Consider the following 22031-nt stretch of genomic DNA (forward strand, 5'->3'; position numbering starts at 1 on the left):
CGGGACGCGCCGTCAGGGTGCGACGGCGCGCGCGGCGGCGAGGCCGCTGCGTACGGCGCCCTCCATCGTCGCGGGCCAGCCGGTGGCGGTCCACGCGCCGGCCAGGTGCAGGCCGGGGGCGCGCGTCACCGGTCCTGGGCGCAGCCGCCCCACGCCCGGGGTGGGGGCGAAGGTGGCGGCGCGTTCCCGGGTGACGAAGAAGTCGCGGACGCGCGCGCCGCGTGCGGCGGGCAGCAGGCGGGCGATCTCGGGCAGGTAGCGCTTGCGCAGGACGTCGGCCGGGAGCTGGATCTCCTCCTGGGCGGCGGACTGCGACAGGACGACGTACTGGCCGTCGGTGACACCGGCCGGGCGGGTGCGGTCGAAGATCCACTGCACGGGGCTGCCGAGTGCGGCGAGGAACGGGCGGCGCAGCACTGTCCGGTCGTACAGGATGTGCGCGTTGAGGATGGGGGCCGTGCCGAAGGCCGCGAGGGCGGACGGGTCGGGCAGGGCGTCGTGGGGCAGCAGGGCGCGGGCGGCGTCGGGTGGGACGGCGACGACGACGGAGTCGGCGGTCAGTTCCCTGGCGGGCTGCGGGGCGGGGGTGAGGGAGCGTGAGCTGACGGTGACGCGCCAGCCGCCGCCGGGCGCGGGCCGCAGGCGGCGGACGCGGGTGGCGAGGTGGGTGGTGACGCCGGAGTGGTCGAGGGCGGTGCGGGCGAGGGTGTCGTGGAGTTCGCCGAGGGGCACGTCCGGCACGCCGATGTCGGCGGCGCCCGGCTCGGTGAGCAGGCCGGTGCGGAAGACCATGGCGGCCAGGCCGAGGGAGACGCCGGCGGCCCGCGCGTTGAGGGTGGCGACGCCGATGAGGTCCCACAGGGCGGTGACGGCGCGGTCGCTCTGGCCGTGGCGGCGCAGCCAGGAGGCGAAGTCCTGGTCGTCCAGCGCGGGGTCGGCGGGGTCGAGGCGGCGCAGGGCGAGGACGGCGCGGGGGACGGCGGCGCGTTCCGCCGGCGAGAGGTGGGGGTAGCGCGCCAGGGAGCCCGCGAGGTGCAGGGGGACGGGCAGGGCGGTCCTGCGGATGCGGCCGGTGCGGCCCGTGGCGGCGTCGGTGACGGGGACGTCGAGGCGGCGCTGGAGGGGGGCGAGGGCGGTGGCGCCGATGCGCTGGAGGAAGCCCCGGTAGGCGGTGCAGCAGCGCAGGAAGACGTGCTGGCCGTTGTCCACGGTGATCTGCCCCGCGGGGGTGTCGCGGCGGAAGGAGAACGCGAGGCCGCCGAGGCGGGGACGGGTCTCCAGGAGCGTCACGCGGTGGCCGCGGTCGGCGAGGGCGAGGGCGGTGGTGATCCCGGCGAGGCCGCCGCCGACGACCGCGGTGTGCGGGGGCGTGCGCGGCGCCGGGGGCGTTGTCATGTGCGGCCCGCCCGCGCGACGCGGCGGGTGTCGAATCCCGTCAGACCGCGCAGGGCGACGACGGCCTTCTGGGCGCCGGGGAGGCCGACCCGGCCGCGCAGGACGGCGTGCGGGTCCTCGTCGATCAGGTCGAGCAGCCGGTGGTACGTGCCGGCCATGGCGGCGACGCAGGCTGCGGAGCGGCGGTCCAGCATGGGCAGGAGCCGCAGGCCCTGGGCGAACAGCTCGCGGGCGCGGCGTACCTCGAAGCGGACCAGCCCGGGGAAGTCGGCGCCGGGCGGCGCGGGGTCGAGGTGGGGGCCGTCCTCGCAGCCGAAGGCGCGGAGGTCCTCGGCGGGGAGGTACGTCCTGCCGTTGGCGGCGTCCTCGCGGATGTCGCGCAGGATGTTGGTCAGCTGGAGGGCGAGGCCGAGGGTGTCGGCGTACTCGGCGGCGCGGGCGGTGCCGCGGGCGCCGGGCGCTGTCCCGAAGACGCCGAGGCACAGACGGCCTATGGCGCCGGCGACGCAGCGGCAGTAGTGGCGCAGGTCGTCCCAGGTCTCGTAGGCGTGGCCGCGGACGTCGAGGAGCACGCCGTCGATCAGTTCGTCGAGGCCGCCCAGCGGGATCGGGAAGCGGCGGGTGGCGTGGGCCAGGGCGACGGCGACGGGGTCGGTGTCGTCCTCGGTGACCTGCTTGTCGCGGACCCGCTGGAGGAGGTCGCGCGTGCCGTTGAGGCGGGTCTCCTTGACGTCGGGCGCGAGGGTGCCGTCGCCGATGTCGTCCACGCGCCGTGCGAAGGCGTAGAGGGCGTAGAGGGCGCGGCGCTTGGCCAGGGGCATGAGGCGGGCGCCGTAGCTGAAGTTCCTGGCGTGCCGGGTGGAGACGGCGGCGCAGTACTCGTAGGCCGCGAAGACGGCGGGCGGCAGCGGGGCTCTCCTGGGTGCGGGGCTCACGGGATTGAAGCTCACGTTCCTCTTCGCAGTGTCGTTCCCGCCGCGTACAGCAGGCCGCCCTTGGACGGTCGGGGTGGGCCCGCCAGCACGTCGTACCCGGCGCCGGCGATGGCCTGGGCGGCGGCGCGTCCGCCGCCGACGAAGCCGGCGAGGAGCAGTCGCAGCCGCCCGTGCAGGCTCCCCACCAGCGGGGCTCCCTCGTCCAGCAGCCTACGTGCCCGGTCGGTCGTCCAGGCGACCAGGGTGCGCACGGACGCGTTGGCCGTGGGCGCGGCGAGGTCGTCCTCGGTGACGCGGAAGCGGCGCATGGCGTCGGCGGGCAGGTAGACGCGGTCGCGGCGCAGGTCCTCGGCGACGTCCTGGACGTGCTCGACGATCTGGAGCCCGGTGCAGACGGCGTCGGAACGGCGCAGGCTGTCCTCGGTGGCGGTGCCGGTGATGGCCAGGACGAGGCGGCCGACCGGGTTGGCGGACAGGCGGCAGTAGTCGAGGAGGGCGTCCCAGTCGGGGTAGCGGCTGACGCGCTGGTCGATCCGGTTGGCCTCGATCAGGTCGAGGAACGGGTCGGGGGTGAGGCGGGCGCGGCGGACGGTGGGGATCAGGGCGCGGACCAGCGGGTGCCGGGGCGGGGGGCCGCCGTGGGCGCTGGCGAAGACGCGGTGGAGGTCGTCGGTGACGGCGTCCAGCATGGCGAGGGGGTCGGTGACGGCGTCCGTGTCGAGGCCGAGGAGCACGGCGTCGCCGTCGCCCGGCGCGAGGTCGCCGTCGCCGATGTCGTCCACGAGGCGGGCGTAGCCGTAGACGGCCATCAGGTCGTCACGCCAGGCGCGGGGGAGGAAGCGGGGGGCGACCGGGAAGTTCTCGTGGGCCGCCTTGGCGAGCACTCCGCCGGGGTCCTCCGTGCCGCCGCTCTCCCCCGTGCCGCCGGGGCCGCCGCCCGGTGTCGCCGTCAGCACGGGCGGCCCCTCGTCGTCCAGCACGCCGTGGTCGTCATGTCTGCTGTTTTACCTTATGGTCTGATGAGCCCGGCCGGGGACACGCGGCCGGGCCCCCGTGGTTCCGGGCGGTGGTCGGGCGGGGCGGCGGGCTACTTGCCCGTCTCCTCCTCGTACGCCTTCAGCACCTGGTCGGTCGGGCCGTCCATCACCAGCTCGCCCTTCTCCAGCCACAGGACGCGGTCGCATGTGTTGCGGATCGACCGGTTGTTGTGGCTGACGAGGAAGACGGTGCCCGCCTCCTCGCGCAGCTCGCGGACGCGGGCCTCGGAGCGGCGCTGGAACTTCTTGTCACCGGTGGCGAGCGCCTCGTCGATCATCAGCACGTCGTGGTCCTTGGCGGCGGCGATGGAGAACCGCAGCCTGGCCTGCATGCCGGACGAGTAGGTGCGCATCGGCAGGCTTATGAAGTCGCCCTTCTCGTTGATCCCGGAGAAGTCCACGATGTCGTCGTACCGGGCGCGGATCTGGTCGCGGGACATGCCCATGGCCAGGCCGCCGAGGATGACGTTGCGCTCGCCGGTCAGGTCGTTCATCAGCGCGGCGTTCACGCCGAGCAGCGACGGCTGGCCGTCCGTGTAGACCCGGCCGCTCTCGGCGGGCAGGAGGCCCGCGATGGCGCGCAGCAGCGTGGACTTGCCGGAGCCGTTGGTGCCGATGAGGCCGATGGCCTCGCCGCGGTACGCGACGAAGCTGACGCCGCGCACGGCGTGCACCTCGCGGACGCGGCGGGACGGCTCGCGGCGGATCATGCGGCGCAGGGCGGCGGTGGCGTTGCCGCGGTTCCCGGCGCCGTAGACGCGGTAGACGATGTGGAGGTCCTCGGCGATCACGGTCGGCTTGCGCCCGTCGTCGGCCGCCAGGGCCGGGGTGTTGTCAGCCACGGCCGTACTTCTCCTCCGCCTTCCAGAAGAACAGGAATCCGCCGACACCGACCACCACGGCCCAGCCGAGGGCGAACAACCAGGTGGTGGACGGTATGGCGTTGTGCATGTCGCTGTCGATCAGCGCGTACCTGATGAGGTCCATGTAGACGGCGGCGGGGTTCGCCTCCAGGACGGTGGCGACCCAGCTCGGGCCGTCGGCGCGGCCCTCGACCATCGCCCGCAGCGGGAACATGACACCGGACCCGTACATCCAGGTCCGCAGGATGAAGGGCATCAGCTGGGCGAGGTCGGGGGTGTTGCTGCCCAGCCTGGCCATGATCATGGCCAGGCCCGCGTTGAAGACGAGCTGGAGGGCGAGCGCCGGGACGACCAGGAGCCAGGTCAGGGCCGGGTAGTGCCCGGCGCCGACGACGATCACGACCAGGATGATCATCGAGTAGAGCAGCTGCTGGAGCTGCTGGAGCGAGAAGGCGATGGGCAGCGACGCGCGGGGGAAGTGCAGGGCGCGCACCAGCCCGAGGTTGCCCGAGATCGACTTGACCCCGGCCATCACCGACGCCTGGGTGAAGGTGAAGACGAACACGCCCGTGACCAGGAAGGGGATGTACTCCCGGTTGGTCATCCCGGCGCGTCCGCCGAGCAGCAGTCCGAAGATCAGGAAGTAGACGCACGCGTTGAGCAGGGGCGTGAACACCTGCCACAGCTGGCCCAGTTTCGCCTGGCCGTACTGGGCCATCAGTTTGGCCCGGGAGAACGCGACGATGAAGTGCCGGCGCCCCCACAGCTGCCTCATGTACTCGGAAAGGGAAGGCCGCGCACCGCTGACGGTCAGGCCGTGCCTGGCCGCCAGTTCGGCCAGTGGTACGGCGCGTGGGGGCGCACTCTCGCGCGTGGTCTCGCTCACCTGGTAACTCTCGTCCTCGCAGGGCAAAGGCGGTAGGCACTGCCGCCGTACAGCGGCACGGGGATGGTCTCAGACCCGAGCTTGTCAGATGACAGGGGGGCGTCCCAGACGGGTCAGGCGCCATACCGTACGCCAACGCATCGGCCTGCGGGGACCGCTCGGCGTGCGCCAGCCCTCGGCGAAGCCACCGAACCACGCCTTGAGCGCGCTGCCCGACGGACGGCGTGCCAGGGTCAGCAGCACCCAAACCAGGAGGTAGACGGGGATCAGGGGCAGCGGCAGGTTGCGGCGGGCGAGCCACACGCGGTTGCGGGCCACCATCCGGTGGTAGACCGCGTGCCGGGACGGCGGGGTCGCCGGGTGGTACAGGAGCATGTCCGCGCGGTAGTCGATGGACCATCCGGCGTCCAGGGCGCGCCAGGCGAGGTCGGTCTCCTCGTGCGCGTAGAAGAAGTCGTCGGGCAGGCCTCCGACCTGCTGGAACACCTGGGTGCGCACGGCGTTGGCGCCGCCGAGGAACGTCGTCACGCGCGAGGAGCGCATCGGGTCGGAGGCGCGCAGCCTGGGCACGTGCCGCCGCTGTGTGGTGCCCGTCTCCGGATCGGCGATGCGGAAGCTCACGATGCCGAGCTTCGGATCGTCCGCGAACGCCGCCCGAACCAATTGCGCCGTGTTTTTGTCTGGAAGTAGTCCATCGTCGTCCAGAAACAGCAACACATCGACCGCACTGCCCCCAGGACCGAACGTCTCGATGCCCACGTTCCGGCCACCGGGGATGCCGAGGTTCTCGGGGAGTTCGACGCTGCGGACGCCCGGGGGCAGGCCGGGGAGCGCCGCGCCGTTGCCGACGACGACCACCTCGATCCGTTCGCCCTCCTGGGCCGCCACCGAGTCGAGCAGCGCGCGGAGTTCCTCCGGCCGGTCGCCCATGGTGAGGACGACCGCGCCGAGCTTGAGCTGTGCCGTGCCCACGGATGTCACCTCAGCCTGCTGGACGCGAGGATGGACACGAGGTGCAGCAGCGTCTGGAGGACCGCTATCCCCGCGAGCACCGCGACGCCGAGGCGGGTGAAGAACAGGTCGCCGCCGATCAGGTCGAGCACCGCCACCACCAGGATCAGCAGCGACGCCTCGACGCCGCCCACCAGCCGGTGGAACTTCAGGGCCGCCGCCGCGCGCCGCGCGAGCGCGACACCGGAGGACCGGGGCGTCGCCGCCTCGTCCTTGACCGCCGCCAGACCGCTGCGGGTCCTGGCGACGTCCACCAGGTCCGTCTCCGCCTTGATCAGGATCGCGCCGAGCGCGGCCAGGGTGCCGAGGAAGGCCCACAGCCAGTTGGGCGCGGACTCCTCGGCCGCGAAGACGTCGGCCGCCCGTACGCCGAAGCCGACGAGCAGCGCGGCCTCGGCCAGGTAGTGGCCCACGCGGTCGAGGTAGACGCCGGTGACGGACGTCTGCGCGCGCCAGCGGGCCACCTCGCCGTCGACGCAGTCGAGCAGCAGGTAGAGCTGGATGAGCAGCGCGGCGAGCACCGCCCCGGCCAGGCCCGGGATCAGCAGGGCGGCGCCCGCCGCGACGCCCGCCACGACCATCAGGTACGTGAGCTGGTTGGGGCTGATCCGCGAGCCGACCAGGTGCCTGGTCCAGCGCAGCGAGATCTCCCGCATGTACAGGCGCCCGGCCCAGTGCTCACCGCTGCGCCGGTCCTTGACCCCGGCGGGGTGCACGACCGGCCTGAGTTCAGCTACCGATGGTTTTGACATAGTCCGCGTACGCGTCCCTGATCTCGTCGGTGGTCAGATCGAGGTGTTCGAGGATGGTGTAACGGCCCGGCCTCGTCTGCGGGGCGAAGGCGACGGCCGTCACGAACTCCTCGGTGCTGAAGCCGATCTCGCCGGGCAGCACGGGCAGCCCGTGGCGGCGCAGCACGCCGGCGATCAGCCGGCAGTCGTCGTGCGCCCCGCGCAGGTGCATCGCGAAGGCGGCGCCGAGCCCGACCTGCTCCCCGTGCAGCGCGGAGCGCCTGGGGTGCAGGACGTCGAGGGCGTGGGAGATCTCGTGGCACGCGCCGGAGGACGGGCGGGTGTGGCCCGCGATCGTCATGGCGATGCCGGACAGGACCAGGGCCTCGGCGAGCACGGTGAGGAACGGGTCCTGTGTGCAGCCGCCGGGGTGGCGCAGCACCGCCTCGCCCGCCTGCCTGGCCATGGCGGCGGCGAGGCCGTCCACCTGCTCGCCCGTCTCGCGGTGGGACAGCTCCCAGTCGGCGATGGCGGAGATGTTGGAGACGGCGTCGCCGATGCCCGAGCGGACGTAGCGGACCGGGGCGTTCCTGATGACGTCGAGGTCCACGACCAGGGCGATCGGCGTCGGCACGCCGTACGAGCCGCGGCCCGCGTCGTTGTCGAGCGTGGACACCGGCGAGCAGATGCCGTCGTGCGCCAGGTTCGTCGCGACGGCGACCATGGGCAGGCCGACGCGGGCGGCGGCGTACTTGGCGGCGTCGATGATCTTGCCGCCGCCGAGGCCGACGACGGCGTCGTAGTGGCCCGAACGCATCGCGTCGGCCAGCTGGACGGCGGCGTCGATGGTGCCGCCGCCGACCTCGTACCAGTCGGCGCCCGGCAGGGCCGGGCTCAGGCGGTCGCGCAGGGCGGCGCCCGAGCCGTTGCTGATCGCGACGGCGAGCCGTCCCGAGGAGGAGATCCGCTGGTCGGCGAGCAGCCCGCCCAGGTTGTCCAGCGCCCCGGCGGCGATGTCCACCGAGACGGGGGACGGGATGAGACGGGTCAGTACCGGCACGCGATCTCCCGTCCCCTGGCGAGGTCCTCGTGGTTGTCGATCTCGACCCAGCTGACATCGCCGATGGGGGCGGTGTCGATCCGGAAGCCGCGGTTGACCAGCTCCTGGTAGCCGTCCTCGTAGTACAGCTGCGGGTCGCGCTCGAACGTGGTGCGCAGGGCGTCGGCCAGATCCGCGGCGGCGTCCGGCTCGATCAGGGTGACGCCGATGTACTCGCCGGTGGCCTCGGCTGGCTCCATGAGCTTGGTGATGCGCCGCACGCCCAGCCCGGGGTCCGCGACGACCTTCATCTCCTCGTCGGCGAGCTTCTTGGCCGTGTCGAGGGCGAGGATGATGCGGCGGTCACCGCCGCGCGCGGCGAGCAGCGTGCGCTCGACGGAGGCGGGGTGGACGGTGTCGCCGTTGGCGAGGATGACGCCCTCCGCGATCACGTCACGGGCGCACCACAGGGAGTAGGCGTTGTTCCACTCCTCCGCCTTGTCGTTCTCGACGAGGGTGAGGCGCACGCCGTACCGGCTCTCCAGCGCGGCTTTGCGCGCGTACACGGCCTCCTTGCGGTAGCCGACGACGACCGCGACGTCGGTGAGGCCGACCTGGGCGAAGTTGGCCAGCGTGAGGTCGAGCACGGTTCTGGTGTCCGCGTCCTCGCCCTCGTGGTTCACGACCGGCACCAGTGCCTTGGGCAGGGTGTCGGTGTAGGGGCGAAGACGCCGTCCGGCGCCGGCGGCCAGCACGAGGCCGATCATGCGGGTTCTCCTGTTTCGTCGTGTACGGCCGGTGCCTGCGAGGAGACCCAGAATCGGATGCTCTCCGCCAGCACCAGGAGCGCCAGCGCCCCGGCGAGGACGGTCAGCGCGACGGTGAAGCCCTGCCCCGACGCCCAGAGGGCGGCGGCGACGGTGACCAGGAGGGTGCGCCCCTCGTGGCCGCCGGTGGCCAGGACCAGCCAGGGCGGAGGCGCCCCGGCACCGCCGCGGAGGCGGTACACCGTGTCGTAGTGATGGTAGGCGCAAGCGGCCACCAGGCCGAAAGCCGCCGGCAAGGCTCCGTTCACCTCGCTGCGGGCCGCCAGGACCAGGATCGTCAGGTACTCGCCGGCCCGGAACAGCGGCGGCAGCAGCCAGTCGAACGGGCGGCGCAGGGGCGCGGCCTGCGCGCGGCCCGCGGCGAAGGCGTAGCAGGCGGCGGCGAGGACCGTGACCCAGCCGCCGTCGGTGCCCGACCACAGCGCGGTCGCGACGAGCAGCGCCGTTCCGCCGAGCGCCCAGGCGGGGGCGGGGAACGGGCCGCGCCTGGCGGGGAGGCGGCTGACGAGGGCGGCGAGCGGGCCGTTGTCGGTGAGGCCGGTCAGCGTCAGGGCGGCCTGCGGTGTCGGTCCTGGGAGGCGGCGGGAGCGCAGCAGGCGGCCCGCGGTGGTGTAGCAGGCGGCGAACCCGCAGGCGGCGAGCAGGACGATGAAGGTGACGCGGGGCGTGGTCAGCGCGGTGAGGATGGCGATGAGCAGCCAGCGTTCGCCGATGGGCAGGACGATCATGCGGCGGGCCCACACCGTCCAGCCGATGCTGTCCAGGCGTCCGGACAGGGCGACGGCGGGTGCGCGCGTGCCGCCGCTGCCCGCGGCGGGGGGGTGGGCGTCGTTGAACGCGAAGTCCACGATGTGGCGGCAGGACTGGAGGATCATCGCGGCCAGCGCGAGGGCCCACACGTCGTCGTCGGCGCGGGCCGCGCCGAGGGCGAGTCCGGCGTAGTACGCGTACTCCTTGGCGCGGTCGAAGGTGGCGTCGAGCCAGGCGCCGAGGGTGGAGTACTGGAGGGAGTAGCGGGCGAGCTGGCCGTCGGTGCAGTCGAGCACGAAGGACAGCAGCAGGAGGACGCCCGCGGCGACGAAGCCGGTGCGGGTGCCGGTGGCGGCGCAGCCGGCGGCGATCAGCGCGGTGACCAGGGAAGCGGTCGTCACCTGGTTCGGCGTCAGGCCGCGGCGGGCGCACCAGCGGGCGAGGTAGCGGGAGTACGGGCTGACGAGGTGCGTGGTGACGAACCCGTCGCGGGACTTGACGGCGGAGCGGAGCCGTACGGCCTCGTCGTCCACGGCGGCGACGGCTGCGGCGGCCTCGGCCCGTTCCGCCTCGGTGGCGGGGACGGCCGCGACGAGGGCGCCGAGTTCGGGGCGGTGGACGGCGGTGCCGGACGCCTCGACGGCGGCGGCGACCCGGTCGGCGAGCGGCGCGGTGGCCGGGCGTGCGGCGGAACGGGCGCCGCCCGCAACGGGGTTGCGCGTCGCGGCCGGGGCCGTTCGCGCCGTCGCACCGCCGAGCGCGGCGGCCAGTGCGGGGCGCGCCTGCGGGCGGGCGGTCACGGCGCCGGGGATCGCGGCGGCGTCGAAGCGTGGATCGGTCAGTCCCAGGCGCAGGCTGTGCCGGTGGCCGGTGAAGCGCGGATCGACGAGCGCGACGCGTCCGCCCGCCGGGGCGGTGGCGAGGGCGTCGGTCAACGCGGCGGCGTCGTCGGCCACCGTGACGGTGAATCCCAGCGCGCGCAGGTCGTCTTCGAGGGGCGACCCGGGAAGGGGCGAACCGGTGAGGATCGCGGTCGACAGCTTGACTCACTCCTTGAGGCGGAACCGCTCTCTGCGGCCCGCACGTCGGCAGAGATTATCCGATGACCACCGTGCGGCAAGAATGGCGTTGGAGTGAGGAAACCCGGCGTTCACGTCAGGCTCGCATGGCACAGCTCCCACGGCATGGCTCCCGCGGGGGACCGAGGCGACCTTATGCGATGCGGGCACCACCATGCGCGCCCGGGAACCCGCTCCCGGCCTGCGGGACGAGGCGGGGCGTCCACCCGCGGGTGGAGGCGGGGACAGGCGCGTCATCCCGCAAGCGGGCCCGCGCGCGGGGGGCCGTGGGGCAGACTGGCCGGGAAACCGGGCAGATCCGGGGAAAGCCAGAAAACCCGGGAAATGCGCCGTTACGGCGTGCTCCGGGAACCGAGGGAAAGGTAGCCATGCCCCACAGCAGCGCCGTCGCGGCGGAGCCGATCATGCTGGAACTCGTGGACGAGGACGGCACGACCATCGGCACGGCCGAGAAGCTGGCGGCCCACCAGGCTCCCGGGCAGCTCCACCGGGCGTTCTCCGTCTTCCTCTTCGACCGGGCGGGGCGGCTGCTGCTCCAGCGCCGCGCGCACGGGAAGTACCACTCCCCCGGTGTGTGGTCGAACACATGCTGCGGCCATCCGCTGCCGGGCGAGGAGCCCTTCCTCGCGGCGACGCGGCGCACCACCGAGGAACTGGGCGCGGCGCCCGACCTGCTGCGGACGGCGGGCACGGTCCGCTACAACCACCCTGACCCGGCGTCGGGCCTGGTGGAGCAGGAGTTCAACCACCTGTACGCGGGGGTCGTCACGGCGCCGCTGCGACCCGACCCGGCCGAGGTCGCCGAGACCGGATTCGTGACACCGGGGGAGCTGGCGCGGCTGCGGGCGGGCGGGCCGTTCTCGGCGTGGTTCGGGACGGTGCTCGACGCGGCGCTGCCGGGGATCAGGGAGGTCACCGGCCCGGCCGCCGGGTGGTGAGGGCGGCGCGGGCCGGGTCCCGGATCACAGCCGGTCGAGCGGCAGGGCGGCCCACACCACCTTGCCGCCCGCCGCGGTGGGTTCGACGCCGCACGAGCCGCCGGTCTCGGCGGCGGTCGCCTTGACGAGCAGCAGGCCGCGTCCTCCCGTGCCGTGCCGGTCGGGTGTGACGGCGAGGGCGCGGGGGCGGTAGGGGTGCCCGTCCTCGACCGAGAGCCGCAGCCAGTGGTCGTCCAGGGCCACCTCCACGCCGATCTGGGGGGTGAGGAGGGCGGCGTGCCGGACGGCGTTGGTGACCAGCTCGGAGAGGATCAGCAGGGCGTTGCCGAGCATGTCGGCGGACAGGGGGGCCGCTCTGCGGCGGAGGAGGTCGCGGACGGCGTGCCGGACCTGCGGCACCGACAGGTCGTCCGGGGGGACGGTGAAGCGCCAGGCACCGGCGTGGGGCGCGGGCGTCGGTGCGGGACCTGAGGGGAGCGGGGCGGGCGGGGCGCCGGATCTGCTGTCCATGGTCCGAGTGTTGGCATGTGCCAGAGCGGCATGACGCAGTGACCCCAACTCGTCATATATCGAGCGGAATTCGAGCACGCGCTTTCGATATTGGCGCGATTTAGAACGGATTTGCCTGGAGCGCCCCCGCGCCTTTCGCGCCCCCGGTCACCCGACCGGCCGAGGCGCGTGGTTGCGAACGCCCGGCGGAATGACACGGGGGCGCACGCCATGCAGTGTTGCGCGACTATACGGAAGTTGCGAAATCGGACCGCTGGGGGATGACACCGCCGCTGTTTCGGAAAGAGTTGGCCCCATACATGGCTACTCTCACCATGTATATGAATTACCGCGAACCTGAAGGAAAAGGGAAGAGTCCACCCGCTATCGACATTTCGGTGAGTGTTCGATCCATTTCGGGGGCAAGGTCAATCCAACTCATTCCCTGGACGTTGGAGTGCTGCTGTCATGGCTCTTCCGCAAGGTCCCCTGGAACACCGTTACCAGGGGGAACATCCGGTGCGGACCCTCGCCTACCTCTTCCGGGAAGACCGCTTGCGGCTTCTCACCGCGGTGCTGGCATTCGTGGTCAAGCACAGCCCGGTGTGGCTGCTGCCGCTGATCACGGCCAACATCATCGACATCGTCGTGGAGCAGCGGCCCATCGCCGAAATGGGCGCGAACACCCTCGTGGTGACGGTGGTCCTGCTGTTGAACTACCCGACCCATCTGCTCTACGTCCGCTGCATGCACGGCAGTGTCCGGCGCGTGGGCACCGGCCTGCGTTCGGCCTTGTGCCGGCGTATGCAGGAGCTGTCCATCGGCTACCACTCACGCGTCAGCGCCAGCGCTCTCCAGACCAAGGTGATCCGTGACGTCGAGAACATCGAGCAGTCGGTCCAGCAGAGCGCGGACACCGGACTCGCCGCCGTCATCACGCTCGTCGGCGGCCTGGTCGTCATCGCGGTACGGGTCCCGGCGGCACTTCCCGCCTTCGTGGTCCTCGTCCCGGCCGCGACGCTCCTGGTCCGCAGACTGCGCGGCCGATTGCGCAGCCACAACGAGAAGTACCGCCGCCAGGTGGAGCAACTCTCGTCGCGCGTCGGCGAGATGACGAGCCTGATCCCCGTGACGCGCGCCCACGGCCTCGAACGGGCCGCGCTGGTCCGCGTGGACGGCACGCTGCGGCAGGTCCTGTCGGCGGGCATACGGCTCGACCTGCTCAACGGGCACTTCGGCGCCATCGCCTGGATCCTGCTGAACACCATCGGCATCGGCTTCCTGTCGGGCGCCGCGCTGATCTCGTACTACGCCTGGCTGCCGATCACCGCGGGCGACGTGGTGATGCTCAGCACGTTCTTCACCACGCTCACCGGCTCGATGACGATGCTGATGGGCCTGGCGCCGATCATCACCAAGGGCCTGGAGTCGGTGCGTTCCGCGGGCGAGGTGCTCCAGGCGCCCGACCTGGAGATCAACGCCGGCAAGACCGAGGTGCCGGCCGTGAAGGGCCGGCTCGACTTCGAGCACGTCGACTTCCGCTACGACGGCGAGGGCACCGCCGCCGTCACCGACTTCGACCTGTCGGTCCGGCCGGGCGAGACGGTCGCCCTGGTCGGCGCGTCGGGCGCGGGCAAGTCCACGGTGCTCAACCTGCTGATCGGCTTCATCAGACCCGTGTCGGGGCGCATCCTGCTCGACGGCACCGACATGTCCTCGCTCGACCTGCGCAGCTACCGGCGCTTCCTGTCGGTGGTGCCGCAGGAGTCGGTCCTCTTCGAGGGCAGCATCCGGGAGAACGTGGGCTACGGCCTGCCGGACGTGGACGACCAGGCGGTGCGCGCCGCGCTCGCGGACGCGAACGCCCTGGAGTTCGTGGACCGGCTCCCCGCCGGGCTCGACACGGTCGTCGGCGAACGCGGCGCGCGGCTGTCCGGGGGGCAGCGCCAGCGCATCGCGATCGCGCGGGCGCTGATCAGGGACCCGCGCATCCTCGTCCTCGACGAGGCGACGTCCGCGCTCGACACCCGCTCCGAGTCGCTGGTGCAGGAGGCCATGGCCCGGCTGATGCGGGGACGGACGGTGTTCGTCGTCGCGCACCGCCTGTCCACCGTGCGGAACGCGGACCGGATCATCGTGCTGGAGCAGGGCCGCATCCAGGAGATCGGCACGCACGCCGAGCTGCTGCGGCTGGGCGGCGCGTACGCCCGGCTCCAGGCCCGCCAGATGACCTGAGCGGCCCGGGGGCGGCCGGACACCCCGTCCGGCCGCCCCACCGGCCGCCCCCGGCGTCACAGCGGCCCGCCCTCCGTCAGCCCGCCGTCCAGCGTGAGGCGGCGCGTGATCCCGAGGCCGCGCAGGAACGGCAGGTCGTGGCTCACGACGAGCAGCGCGCCCCGGTACGACTCCAGCGCCGTCGTCAGGGCGTGCACCCCGGCGAGGTCGAGGTTGTTGGTCGGCTCGTCGAGCAGCAGGAGTTGCGGCGCGGGCTCGGCCAGCATCAGGGCGGCCAGCGAGGCGCGGAAGTGCTCGCCGCCGGACAGCGTGCTGACCGCCTGGTCAGGACGGTCCCCGCGGAACAGGAACCGCGCGAGCCGCGCCCGCACCGCCTGCGGGGCCGCGCCGGGCGCGAACCGGCGCACGTTCTCCAGGACGCTCGCCGCCGGGTCGAGGAGGTCGAGCCGCTGCGGCAGGTAGCGCAGCGGCACGTGCACCTCGACGGTGCCCGCGGCGGGGACCGCCAGACCCGCGAGCGTGTCGAGCAGCGTCGTCTTGCCAGCGCCGTTCGGGCCGACGAGCGCGATCCGTTCGGGGCCCACCACATCGAGCGAGGCGGGCGCGCCGTCCCGGACCGCCAGGTCCCGCACGGTCAGTACGCGGCGACGCGGCGGCACCCGCGTGTGCGGCAGGTCCACGCGGATCGCGTCGTCGTCCCGGACGGCCTCCTCGGCCTCGGTGAGGCGTTCCCTGGCCCCGGCCAGCCGCTCCTGGTGGAGGCCGAGGAACTTGCCCGCGCTCTGCTGGGCGGCGGACTTGCGCGCCCGCATCACGATCCGGGGCACACGGGCGTTCTCGGACGCCTTCCGCGCGCCACGGGCGCGGCCGGCGAGTTTGTCGTGCGCGTCGATGAGTTCGCGCTTCTGGCGGCGCACGTCCGCCTCCGCGGACCGTACGGCACGCCCGGCGGCGCGCTGCTCGACGGCGAGCGCCGCCTCGTACGCGGAGAACGTCCCGCCGTACCAGGTGATGCCGCCCGCGCGCAGGTCGGCGACGCGGTCGACGCGTTCCAGCAGCTCGCGGTCGTGGCTGACGACCACCAGGACGCCCCGCCAGGCGGTCACCGTGTCGTACAGACGGTGCCTGGCGGCGAGGTCGAGGTTGTTGGTCGGCTCGTCCAGCAGGAGCACGGACGGGCGGCGCAGCAGCAGCGCGGCGAGGCGCAGCAGGACGGTCTCGCCGCCGGAGACCTGGCCCACGGTGCGGTCGGGCGCGACGTGGGTCAGGCCGAGCTGGTCGAGGGTGGCGCGGGTGCGCTCCTCGATGTCCCAGTCGTCGCCGACGGCGTCGAAGTGCCGGGGCGACGCGTCGCCGTTCTCGATGGCGTGCAGGGCGGTGCGGGTGCGGGCGACGCCGAGGACGTCGTCCACGCGGCGGGTGGTGTCGAGGGTGAGGTTCTGCGGCAGGTACCCGACCTCGCCGCCGACGCGGACGGTGCCTGCGGCGGGCGTCAGTTCGCCCGCGACGATGCGCAGCAGTGTGGACTTGCCGCTGCCGTTGAGGCCGACGAGTCCGGTGCGGCCCGGCCCGGCGGCGAAGTCGAGCCCGTCGAACAGCGGGGTGCCGTCCGGCCAGGCGTGGGTGAGGCGGGTGCAGGTGATGTGCACGGCGGAAGCGCTCATGCGGGTCTCCTGAGGTGTTCCGAGGCAGTACGGGGGCGACCTGCGACGTGGAGACACCGGAGCCGGGGGCTGAGCCGACCGGGCGGGGCTGACCGGAGACGACGGGAACGGGCGGGCGCGTGCCGGGGCCGTTCGCGTGCGAGGTCGGTGGCGCGGCGCGCGGCTGGGGGACGTACCTACCGGTACGCCTGCCACGTGCTCACGGTGTCCGCGACCTCAGCTTCTCAACGGCCTCTCCCCCGTGCGACGACAGAACGCCCCGACGGTACGGGGGTGCGGCGTGCGGGGCAACCGGATTCCGGCGGGGCAGGGCCGCCGCCGGATCTTCCTGCGGTGTACGGGGGTTACGGGGTGGTCTTCTACGGGGTGGTCTTCTGGCCGCGCGCGGCCAGGCGGGCGGCGCGGGCGGCCATGCGCTCCTCGAACGTCCGGGCCTCGGCGTCCAGACCGTTCATGAACAGGCCCAGTTCCTCCTGGGCCTTGAGGCCCTCGGGGCCCAGTCCCGAGACTTCGAGGACCTTGAGGAAGCGGAGGACGGGCTGGAGCACGTCGTCGTGGTGGATGCGCAGGTTGTATATCCCGCCGAGCGCCATGCGGGCGGCGGCGCGCTCGAAGCCGGGGATGCCGTGTCCTGGCATGCGGAAGCGGGTGACGACGTCGCGGACGGCGCACATGGTCTGGTCGGGGGCCAGCTCGAACGCGGCGCGCAGGAGGTTGCGGTAGAAGACCATGTGCAGGTTCTCGTCGGTGGCGATGCGGGCCAGCAGCTTGTCGCACACCGGGTCGCCGGACTCGCGGCCCGTGTTGCGGTGGGAGATGCGGGTGGCCAGCTCCTGGAAGGCGACGTAGGCCACCGAGTGCAGCATGGAGTGGTTGTTGTCGGACTCGTAGCCCTCCGACATGTGGGACATGCGGAAGTTCTCCAGCTCGACCGGATCGACCGCGCGGGTGGTGAGGAGGTAGTCGCGCAGCACAATGCCGTGGCGGCCCTCCTCGGCCGTCCAGCGGTGCACCCAGGTGCCCCAGGCGCCGTTCTGGCCGAAGATGTTGGCGATCTCGCGGTGGTAGCTGGGGAGGTTGTCCTCGGTGAGGAGGTTCACGACGAGGGCGGTGCGGCCGACGTCGGTGACCTTGGACTGGGAGAGGTCCCAGGGCTCGCCCCCGAGGGGGCCGTCGAAGTTCCGGCCGTCGCTCCACGGCACGTACTCGTGGGGCATCCAGTCCTTCGCGACGGCGAGGTGCCGGTTCAGTTCCCGCTCGACCACCTCCTCCAGGGCATGGATCAGACGGACGTCGGACCAATCGCCTTGCCTGGTTATCGGAGAGGGGGTGGAGGTCACGAAAGCTCCTGAGCGGGGGACGACGACAACTACCTACGAGACCGTAGGTTACGGCACCGTAAGTTGTCACAGCCCCCTGTGGCAAGGGAAGCGCGGCCCGCGCGGACGTGATTTCGGCGACGCTCGGCATGGCACGGTCAGGAAGTCGGCCCTTACCGGGACGCGGGCACGACGGACACCTCCGCATCCGTCGGGAGGTCGGGAAGAACCGTGTTTCGGTGCGCGGTGGCCACCAGCCTGCGCAGATACCGCAGGCTGGTGAGCGTGGTCACCTCGTGGCCCCCCCGGGCGGTGATCTCGCCGGCGAGCGACCGGAGATCGTCCGGCGTCAGCGCGTCCTTCTCGGCGCCGAGCGCGACCAGCGCGTCCAGCCGCACCGGCCGGTCCGCCGGCCTCGCCCCCGGCGGCTCGGTCCTGAACAGCCGTTTCACCAGCGGTCCGGGCGCGCTCGAAGCCAGCCGTACGCCCACCGTCGCCGCATCCATGCGTGACCTCCCCGCGCCGCAGCGTACTCGCGCGGGGAGGCCCCGGTGGGCGGTCCGTCAGCGCGGCTTGCGGTCCGAGCGGACGAGACCGGCGCGGCGCAGCGCGTCGGCCATGGCGCTGTTCGCGGGCGGCGGGGCGCTGTCGCGGCGCTGCTGGCCGCCACCGCCCCTGCGGTCGCGCTGGCGCGGGGCGCCGCCGCCGCGCCGGTCGCCACGGTCGGCGCGGTCGGCGCGGTCCTCGCGCGTCCTGCCGCCACCGGCGGGCCGTTCGTCGTCCAGACGCAGCGTGAGTGAGATCCGCTTGCGTGGCACGTCCACGTCGAGCACCTTGACCTTCACGATGTCGCCCGGCTTCACGACCTCGCGCGGGTCGGAGACGAACTTCCGCGACATCGCCGAGACATGGACCAGGCCGTCCTGGTGCACACCGACGTCCACGAAGGCCCCGAACGCGGCGACGTTGGACACCACGCCCTCCAGGACCATGCCCGGCTCCAGGTCGCCGATCTTCTCGACGCCCTCCTTGAACTGCGCGGTGCGGAACGCCGGTCGCGGGTCGCGGCCCGGCTTCTCCAGCTCGCGCAGGATGTCCGTGACGGTCGGCAGGCCGAACGTGTCGTCCACGAAGTCGGCGGGCCTCAGGGCGCGGAGCGCCGCCGTGTTGCCGACGAGCGCGGGCACGTCCCCGCCGGTCGCCGTCACCATGCGGCGGACGACCGGGTACGCCTCCGGGTGCACCGAGGAGGCGTCGAGCGGGTCGTCGCCGCCCCGGATGCGCAGGAAGCCCGCGCACTGCTCGAACGCCTTCGGGCCCAGCCGGGCCACGTCCTTCAGGGAACGGCGGCTGGCGAACGGGCCGTTGGCGTCGCGGTGGGCCACGATGTTCTCGGCGAGCGTGCCGCTGACGCCGGAGACGCGGGCCAGCAGCGGCACGGACGCGGTGTTGACGTCCACGCCCACGCCGTTCACGCAGTCCTCGACCACGGCGTCCAGCGAGCGCGACAGCTTCACCTCGGACAGGTCGTGCTGGTACTGGCCGACGCCGATGGAGCGCGGGTCGATCTTCACCAGTTCCGCGAGGGGGTCCTGGAGCCTGCGGGCGATGGACACGGCGCCGCGCAGCGACACGTCGAGGTCGGGGAGTTCCTGCCCGGCGTAGGCGGACGCGGAGTAGACGGAGGCGCCGGCCTCGGAGACGACCATGCGGGAGAGCCCGGCGTCCGGGAGCCTGGCGATCAGTTCGCCGGCGAGCTTGTCCGTCTCGCGGGACGCGGTGCCGTTGCCGATGGCGATCAGCTCGACGTGGTGCGCGGTGACGAGGGCGGCGAGGCGGGTGAGGGCCTCGTCCCAGCGGCGCTGCGGCGCGTGCGGGTAGATCGTGTCGGTCGCGGCGACCTTGCCCGTGGCGTCGACCACGGCGACCTTGACGCCGGTGCGCAGGCCCGGGTCGAGGCCCATGGTGGCGCGGGTCCCGGCGGGGGCGGCGAGCAGCAGGTCCCGGAGGTTCGCGGCGAAGACGCCGACCGCGTCGTCCTCGGCGGCGGTGCGCAGGCGGGTGCGCAGGTCGATGCCGAGGTGGACGAGGATGCGGGTGCGCCAGGCCCAGCGGACCGTTTCGGCGAGCCAGGCGTCGGCGGGGCGGCCGCGGTCCTGGACGCCGAAGCGGTGGGCGATGGCGCGTTCGTACGAGGAGGGGCCGGTCGCGGCGGCGTCGGCGGCCGGTTCGGGGTCGAGCGTGAGGTCGAGGACGCCCTCCTTCTCGCCGCGGAACATGGCGAGGACCCGGTGCGAGGGCAGGTCGGTGAAGGGCTCGGAGAAGGCGAAGTAGTCGGCGAACTTGGCGCCTTCGGTCTCCTTGCCCTCGCGGACGGCGGAGACGACGCGGCCCGAGGTCCACATCTTCTCGCGCAGTTCGCCGAGGAGGTCGGCGTCCTCGCCGAACCGCTCGGTGAGGATGGCCCGCGCGCCCTGGAGCGCCGCGTCGGCGTCGGCGACGCCCCGTTCGGCGTCCACGTACGCGGCGGCGGCCTCCCGGGGGACCGTGGCGGGGTCGGCGAGCAGGGCGTCCGCCAGCGGTTCGAGACCGGCCTCGCGGGCGATCTGCGCCTTGGTGCGGCGCTTGGGCTTGAACGGGAGGTAGATGTCCTCCAGGCGCGCCTTGGTGTCGGCGGCGCGGATGGTGGCTTCGAGCGCCTCGTCCAGCTTGCCCTGGGAGCGCACGGACTCCAGGACGGCCTCGCGCCGTTCCTCCAGCTCCCGCAGGTAGCGCAGCCGTTCCTCCAGCGTGCGCAGCTGCGCGTCGTCCAGGGTGCCGGTGACCTCCTTGCGGTAGCGGGCGATGAACGGCACCGTCGCGCCGCCGTCCAGCAGGCCGACGGCCGCCTGGACCTGCCCCTCCCGTACGCCCAGCTCCTCGGCGATCCTGTTCTCGATGGACCGGCCTGCGACGGACTGTGTCACGATCACGCTCCGCTTTCCCGGCGCCCTGTGCGCCGCGCTGTGCATTCTGACAGGCGCCGCCGACAACGGGCGGGTTCCCGCCACGCGCGGCACGTCGCGCGCCGGTCACGCACCGCTGATGCCGCGGCCGGTGGGCTCGCTTTGCGTGGTCGCCGGCACGCGGAGGGTCGGGCGGGGCGCGCGGTCCCCGTACGATGCCTGCATGGGTTCCGACGGGACGTCTCCTGGGTTGCGCCAGGTCCGGAAGCAGCGCACCCACGACGAGTTGCTGCGCGCGGGGCTCGATCTGTTCCTCGCACACGGGTACGGCCGGACGACGGTGAGCGACATCGCGCGGCGCGGCGACGTGTCCGAACGCACATTCTTCCGCTATTTCGCGAGCAAGGAGGACCTGGTCCTCCACCCGCTGCGGGACGCCAGCAGCGCGTTCCGGGAGGAAGTGGCGCGCAGGCCCGCCGAGGAGGGGCCGTTGGAGGCGCTGCGGGAAGGGGCCCGCGTCACGGTCACCGGCATCGTCGAGGAGCCGATGGGGCTGTGCCTGTCAGCCCTGCGGGTGATCTGCGCGGACCCGGGCGCACGGGTGGCCTGTCTGCGGTTCGGGCTTGAGGAGCAGTTGCTGCTGGGGACGGTGCTGGCGCGCCGGGAGGGCACGGCGCCGGGCGATCCGCGGCCCACGCTGCTGGCGGGTGTCTACTTCGTGACCGCACTTCAGGCGGTGTTCAGCTGGGACGGGGACCTGGGCGTCGACGCCGAGCGGCTGGTCGGCGCGGCCGACGCGCACATGGCGGCGCTCCGCTCCGCGCTGGCCTCCGACTGGCGGGGCGACGCGCGCTGACGTCCGGCGCGAGGACGCCGCCGCGCGTCCCGGAAACTGATCGTCAGTCAACTGGACTGTCCCGCGAGTGATATGAACTCCCCACGCGTGGCTGTATCTCCCTGCCGCCCGCCGTTCGCGGAGAGATGAGTTCAGGAGGGACCATGACGCTCACCACCCCGGGTACCGGAACCCGGCGGCTCACCCACAGCTGGCTGCTGACCGCGCGCCGGGAGGACCTGGCGCGCTTCCGCCGCCTGGCATCGGTCGCGCTGCGCGCGTGGGACCAGCCGCCGCACGTGGTGGAGGTGGTGCTGCACGGCGTCACCGAGCTGCTGGCGAACGTGGCGCGGCACGTGGACAATCCGCGCTGCACGCTCGAACTGACCGACCTGGGCGGCGCCGTGCGCGTGACGGTGCACGACCGGTCACCGGCGCTGCCGCGGATCACCCTCCCCGACTGGACCGCCGAGGAGGGCCGCGGCCTGTGGCTGCTGCGGGAGATGGCCGACGAGCTGGGGTTCGAGCGGACGGACGAGGGCAAGCGCGTCTGGGTCCGCGTCTCGTCGGACGCCGGGTACCGGTAGCGCTCTCCCCCGGTTCCGCGCGCCGCCGGCCTCAGACGGAGAAGCCGGAGATCCGCAGCGGCGTCACCCGGACGATCAGCCGGACGACCTCGTCCGGCTCGGCGGGCGGGTCCTCGCCGAGGTACTTGAGCGAGAGCGTGCGTGGCAGCGACTTGTCGGAGTCCTCGATCACTTCGGCGGTGCCGCGGATGTCCACGGAGTGGTACGGGTTCCCGCTGTCGTAGACGGTGAGGCTGACCCGCGGGTCCCTTCTGATGTTCCGGGCCTTCTGCCGCCCTTCGGTGGTGGAGAACAGCACCGAGTCCCCGTCTCTCGCGATCCAGACCAGCGAGGTCTGCGGCCCGCCGTCCCGGTTCAGCGTCGCGACGGTGGCGAAGTTCCTCCCGTCCAGAAGCCTGCGTGTCTCCTCGTCCAACGGCACTGCCACGGCTGCGCCCTCCTGATCGACGTTCCGTTACCTCTCGCT

20 protein-coding genes are annotated in these 22031 nt (G+C 73.0%); 4 read left to right on the plus strand and 16 right to left on the minus strand.

Going from position 1 to position 22031, the window contains the following annotated elements:
- Window positions 1-12: 12 nt before the first annotated feature.
- The 10 genes from hpnE to ACL02R_RS00140 all read right to left on the minus strand — a co-directional run bounded on the left by hpnE (window position 13) and on the right by ACL02R_RS00140 (window position 10514).
- Window positions 13-1395 (minus strand): hydroxysqualene dehydroxylase HpnE, encoded by a 1383-nt coding sequence (gene hpnE / locus ACL02R_RS00095; protein ID WP_412794706.1) that lies wholly within the window; start codon window positions 1393-1395, stop codon window positions 13-15.
- Complete coding sequence (hpnD, locus tag ACL02R_RS00100; protein ID WP_412794707.1) at window positions 1392-2330, minus strand: presqualene diphosphate synthase HpnD; 939 nt, start codon at window positions 2328-2330, stop codon at window positions 1392-1394. The genes hpnE and hpnD overlap by 4 nt, the downstream gene beginning before the upstream one ends.
- A gap of 11 nt (window positions 2331-2341) precedes the next feature.
- Window positions 2342-3214: a squalene synthase HpnC gene (gene hpnC / locus ACL02R_RS00105; protein ID WP_412795147.1), complete on the minus strand. Its 873-nt coding sequence runs from the start codon at window positions 3212-3214 to the stop codon at window positions 2342-2344.
- Between the two features lie 203 nt (window positions 3215-3417).
- Window positions 3418-4209 (minus strand): ABC transporter ATP-binding protein, encoded by a 792-nt coding sequence (locus tag ACL02R_RS00110; RefSeq protein ID WP_362959879.1) that lies wholly within the window; start codon window positions 4207-4209, stop codon window positions 3418-3420.
- Complete coding sequence (locus ACL02R_RS00115; RefSeq protein ID WP_412794708.1) at window positions 4202-5116, minus strand: ABC transporter permease; 915 nt, start codon at window positions 5114-5116, stop codon at window positions 4202-4204. The genes ACL02R_RS00110 and ACL02R_RS00115 overlap by 8 nt, the downstream gene beginning before the upstream one ends.
- A gap of 84 nt (window positions 5117-5200) precedes the next feature.
- Complete coding sequence (locus tag ACL02R_RS00120) at window positions 5201-6046, minus strand: glycosyltransferase family 2 protein (protein WP_412795148.1); 846 nt, start codon at window positions 6044-6046, stop codon at window positions 5201-5203.
- Window positions 6047-6093: 47 nt separating this feature from the next.
- Window positions 6094-6879: a CDP-alcohol phosphatidyltransferase family protein gene (locus ACL02R_RS00125; protein ID WP_412794709.1), complete on the minus strand. Its 786-nt coding sequence runs from the start codon at window positions 6877-6879 to the stop codon at window positions 6094-6096.
- Window positions 6857-7918, minus strand: a complete 1062-nt coding sequence (locus ACL02R_RS00130) for an iron-containing alcohol dehydrogenase family protein (RefSeq protein ID WP_412794710.1) — start codon at window positions 7916-7918, stop codon at window positions 6857-6859. Before ACL02R_RS00130 ends, ACL02R_RS00125 begins: the two co-directional genes overlap by 23 nt.
- Window positions 7906-8664: a sugar phosphate nucleotidyltransferase gene (locus ACL02R_RS00135; RefSeq protein ID WP_412794711.1), complete on the minus strand. Its 759-nt coding sequence runs from the start codon at window positions 8662-8664 to the stop codon at window positions 7906-7908. The genes ACL02R_RS00130 and ACL02R_RS00135 overlap by 13 nt, the downstream gene beginning before the upstream one ends.
- The gene (locus ACL02R_RS00140; RefSeq protein WP_412795149.1) at window positions 8661-10514 is read right to left on the minus strand and encodes a DUF5941 domain-containing protein; all 1854 of its coding nucleotides are present in this window, start codon (window positions 10512-10514) and stop codon (window positions 8661-8663) included. Before ACL02R_RS00140 ends, ACL02R_RS00135 begins: the two co-directional genes overlap by 4 nt.
- 407 nt (window positions 10515-10921) lie before the next feature.
- On the opposite strand from ACL02R_RS00140, the gene idi reads away from it, so the two are divergent.
- Window positions 10922-11491, plus strand: coding sequence for an isopentenyl-diphosphate Delta-isomerase (gene idi, locus ACL02R_RS00145; RefSeq protein ID WP_412794712.1), 570 nt, complete (start codon window positions 10922-10924; stop codon window positions 11489-11491).
- A gap of 24 nt (window positions 11492-11515) precedes the next feature.
- On the opposite strand, the gene ACL02R_RS00150 is transcribed toward idi, so the two are convergent.
- Window positions 11516-12001: an ATP-binding protein gene (locus ACL02R_RS00150; RefSeq protein WP_412794713.1), complete on the minus strand. Its 486-nt coding sequence runs from the start codon at window positions 11999-12001 to the stop codon at window positions 11516-11518.
- A gap of 447 nt (window positions 12002-12448) precedes the next feature.
- On the opposite strand from ACL02R_RS00150, the gene ACL02R_RS00155 reads away from it, so the two are divergent.
- On the plus strand, window positions 12449-14215 hold the full coding sequence (locus ACL02R_RS00155; RefSeq protein ID WP_412794714.1) for an ABC transporter ATP-binding protein: 1767 nt from the start codon (window positions 12449-12451) through the stop codon (window positions 14213-14215).
- Window positions 14216-14271: 56 nt separating this feature from the next.
- On the opposite strand, the gene ACL02R_RS00160 is transcribed toward ACL02R_RS00155, so the two are convergent.
- The 4 genes from ACL02R_RS00160 to ACL02R_RS00175 all read right to left on the minus strand — a co-directional run bounded on the left by ACL02R_RS00160 (window position 14272) and on the right by ACL02R_RS00175 (window position 20164).
- Window positions 14272-15879: an ABC-F family ATP-binding cassette domain-containing protein gene (locus tag ACL02R_RS00160; RefSeq protein WP_412794715.1), complete on the minus strand. Its 1608-nt coding sequence runs from the start codon at window positions 15877-15879 to the stop codon at window positions 14272-14274.
- Between the two features lie 359 nt (window positions 15880-16238).
- Window positions 16239-17219 carry an acyl-ACP desaturase gene (locus ACL02R_RS00165; RefSeq protein ID WP_362959906.1) on the minus strand — a complete coding sequence of 327 codons (981 nt, stop codon included), beginning with the start codon at window positions 17217-17219 and terminating at the stop codon, window positions 16239-16241.
- A gap of 152 nt (window positions 17220-17371) precedes the next feature.
- Window positions 17372-17704, minus strand: a complete 333-nt coding sequence (locus tag ACL02R_RS00170; protein WP_412794716.1) for a hypothetical protein — start codon at window positions 17702-17704, stop codon at window positions 17372-17374.
- 57 nt (window positions 17705-17761) lie between these two features.
- A complete protein-coding gene (locus tag ACL02R_RS00175; RefSeq protein WP_412794717.1) occupies window positions 17762-20164 on the minus strand; it encodes a Tex family protein in 2403 nt (800 codons plus the stop codon).
- 202 nt (window positions 20165-20366) lie between these two features.
- On the opposite strand from ACL02R_RS00175, the gene ACL02R_RS00180 reads away from it, so the two are divergent.
- On the plus strand, window positions 20367-20999 hold the full coding sequence (locus tag ACL02R_RS00180; protein ID WP_412794718.1) for a TetR/AcrR family transcriptional regulator: 633 nt from the start codon (window positions 20367-20369) through the stop codon (window positions 20997-20999).
- A 143-nt stretch (window positions 21000-21142) separates the two neighbouring features.
- The gene (locus ACL02R_RS00185; protein ID WP_412794719.1) at window positions 21143-21565 is read left to right on the plus strand and encodes an ATP-binding protein; all 423 of its coding nucleotides are present in this window, start codon (window positions 21143-21145) and stop codon (window positions 21563-21565) included.
- 31 nt (window positions 21566-21596) lie between these two features.
- Here ACL02R_RS00185 and ACL02R_RS00190 read toward each other — a convergent pair whose 3' ends face one another.
- Window positions 21597-21992: a PPOX class F420-dependent oxidoreductase gene (locus ACL02R_RS00190; protein ID WP_412794720.1), complete on the minus strand. Its 396-nt coding sequence runs from the start codon at window positions 21990-21992 to the stop codon at window positions 21597-21599.
- Window positions 21993-22031 lie beyond the last annotated feature (39 nt).

The organism is Streptomyces sp. MS19, assembly GCF_047200595.1.
In the GTDB taxonomy this organism is placed as follows: Bacteria; Actinomycetota; Actinomycetes; order Streptomycetales; family Streptomycetaceae; genus Streptomyces.